General features: G+C 76.3%; 2 protein-coding genes and 1 pseudogene. 2 read left to right on the top strand and 1 reads right to left on the bottom strand.

The genetic code is table 11. The annotated features are described in order from the left end of the window. Positions 1 to 575, top strand: a 575-nt coding sequence (gene ygfZ, locus VB737_RS16335) for a CAF17-like 4Fe-4S cluster assembly/insertion protein YgfZ (RefSeq protein ID WP_500314511.1), incomplete at its 5' end; no start/stop codon positions are given. Here ygfZ and VB737_RS16330 read toward each other — a convergent pair. Continuing rightward, entirely contained in the window at positions 533 to 2,077 is a 1,545-nt protein-coding gene (locus VB737_RS16330; RefSeq protein ID WP_500314509.1) for a TM0106 family RecB-like putative nuclease, read from the bottom strand. The genes ygfZ and VB737_RS16330 overlap by 43 nt on opposite strands. Before the next feature lie 117 nt (positions 2,078 to 2,194). On the opposite strand from VB737_RS16330, the pseudogene VB737_RS16325 reads away from it, so the two are divergent. Next, a pseudogene (locus VB737_RS16325) lies at positions 2,195 to 2,413 on the top strand (phosphoglucomutase/phosphomannomutase family protein); the annotation flags it as partial.

The following is a 2,413-nucleotide window of genomic DNA, read 5'->3' as shown; positions in this document are numbered from 1 at the left end:
CCTGGGCGCCGCTCGAGGGATCGCCGGGCTGGCGGCTGGGGGAGGCCCTGCTGCTGCCCGCCGAGGCCCCCTTGCCCCCCGCCCTGGCCGCCCGGCGCCCCCTGGAGCCGCAGGAGGCGGAACGCTGGCGGCTGCAGCAGGGCCTGCCGGCGGTGCCGGGGGAGATCAACGAGGAGATCAACCCCTTCGAGCTGGGGCTGGCAGGACGGGTGAGCCTGAGCAAGGGCTGCTACGTGGGCCAGGAGACCCTGGCCAAGCTGGCCACCTACGACGGGGTGAAACAGCAGCTGCGCCGCTGGTGGGCCACGGCTGTCCCCGACGAGGCTGTCCCCGCCGGGGCCGTGGCTGCGGGCACGCCCCTGCAGGACTTGGCCGGGGGCCGCGCCGGGGTGATCACCTCGAGCCTGGAACTGCCCGGTGGCGGGGGCTGGATCGGCCTGGCCCTGGTGCGCAAGGCCTGGCTGCAGGAGAGCGAGCTGCGGGCCGGCCCGGCCCCGGGCTTGCCCCTGAGCCTGTCGCTGCCGGAGGCGTTTCAGCCGCCGCCGGTGGGGCCGGGGGGCAAGGCCCCGTCCTGATCCAGCAGCCAGCGGACCACTGCCCAGGTGGCCAGGCTGTCGTCCTGGTTGTAGCGGAAGATCCGCTGCAGCTTGCGGCCCAGGGCCCTCCGGCTCGGACGCCGCGGCCCGCCGGAGCCCTCCCGCCACTGACGCCACCAGAGCAGGCAGCGGGCCCCGTCGACCCCCTTCTGGCTCCAGCTGAAGCCCTGCCAGCTGGCCACGGCCTTGAGCCCGTAGCTGTTGACCGGCAGCAACCAGTGGCGCCGAAGCCGCTGGTGCACATCCACCAGCCGGGCCCGCAACCGCTCCCGCTCCCGTTCGCTGGCCCCCTGGCGCTCGGCCAGCCGCAGCAGGGCGACCGACTCGGTCTCGCCGTAGTGGAGGACGGGCCAGTCGGGGTAGCGGGCCAGCAGCGTGCTCAGCCGCCGCCAGAGCAGGGCTTCGCCGTGCTCCTGCAGGGCGAGCAGGGGCTGGTAGCTCCCCAGGCTCTCCCCCGGCCCCGGCGCCCCGGGCCAGCGGCCGTCCGCACCGCGCTCCAGCCGCACCAGGCCATGGAGGAAGTCGTCGCGGGCATCGGGATCGGATTCGATGTCGTAGAGCAGCACCCCGGGCGCCGCCGAGAGCTCCGGCAGGGCGGGGCCGGCCCCCTGGCCGCTGCGCCGGGGGATGCCCTCCTGCTGCACCCTGGCCTGGGCCACCAGCCGGGGAGCCACCTCGCGGTGCTGCTCGCTGTGAACGGCCAGGTCCTCGGCCAGCTGCTCCGGATCGGCCGCCGCCAGCTCATCGAGGCTGGTGATGCCCAGCTCCAGCAGCAGCTCGCGGCGCTTGCCGCCGATGCCGCTCACCTCGCTCAGGTGCCCCTCGGCGGCCGCGACCCGATCGCAGGCGCCGCGCCAGCTGCAGAGGGTGCATTTCTTGCGGTCGCTGACCAGGGGCGGCGGCTCGCTGCGGGCCAGGTCGATGGCCAGGCGCTCCAGGCTCTCGTCCAACTGGCGCTCCAGGGAAGGACCGAGGGCGAGCCGTTCCCGCTCCAGCCCCCGGTCGGCGCCGGCCACCACCAGTCCATGGGGCACGGGGGCCCGCTGGTGCACCGCCAGCAACCCGCCCCACAGGGCCAGCTGCAGGCGGTGCTCCCGGGTGAGGCGCCGGCCCTGGCGGGCCAGCACCGGCCGGTAGCTGTGGGCGCCCCAGCGGCTGGGCCCCTCGACCCGCTCCAGGAGGCTCGGATGGGCCTCCAGGCGCAGGCCCCGGGGGCCGGTTCCCGCCAGCCGCAGACCCACCACACCGGGCGACCCGTCGCGACAGGCCCCCTCCCCGTGGCCGGGGCGCTGGGGCAGCAGGCTCTGGAAGCTGCGCAGCTGGTCGTCGAGGGCCAGGGCGCGGTGGGCGCTCCACTGCCGCTCCTGGGGCGCGCCGTGGAGATCGAGCCAGGCCCGCCGCCGGCAGCGCACCCAGCTGCGCAGCAGGCGGTCGGTGAGGACGGGGGATCCGGGGGAGGCGGCGTCCGGGGTCGGGAACATGGGCTGCAGGCTAGGGGGGCCGGTGGCCTGCCATCAGGCCGGCACCCGCCCCAGCCATCCGCACGGCCCGGCCTGCTACGACCGGCCTGCTCCTCCTTCGCCTCCGCGCTGCCGCCCATGGCCTCCGCCCCCCTGCCCCTCGAGGCCGGACCGATCCACTTCGGCACCGATGGCTGGCGGGGCATTCTCGGGGTGGACATCACCATGGAGCGCCTGCTGCCGGTGGCAGCGGCCGCGGCCCGGGAACTGGCCGCCAGCGCCCCGGAGGGCCTCGCCAGCCGGGAGGTGGTGATCGGCTACGACCGGCGCTTCCTGGCCCCGGGGCTGGCCGAGGCC

The sequence above is a fragment of the Synechococcus sp. BA-120 BA3 genome (assembly GCF_034931285.1).
Classification (GTDB): Bacteria; Cyanobacteriota; Cyanobacteriia; order PCC-6307; family Cyanobiaceae; genus Cyanobium.
Note: the sequence above shows the minus strand (reverse complement) of the source record. Positions and strands in the feature narration are given on the sequence as shown.

Coding starts and splice junctions, on each gene's coding strand:
- VB737_RS16330 (WP_500314509.1), bottom strand. CDS start 2,077: ATGTTCCCGACCCCGGACGCCGCCTCCCCCGGATCCCCCGTCCTCACC.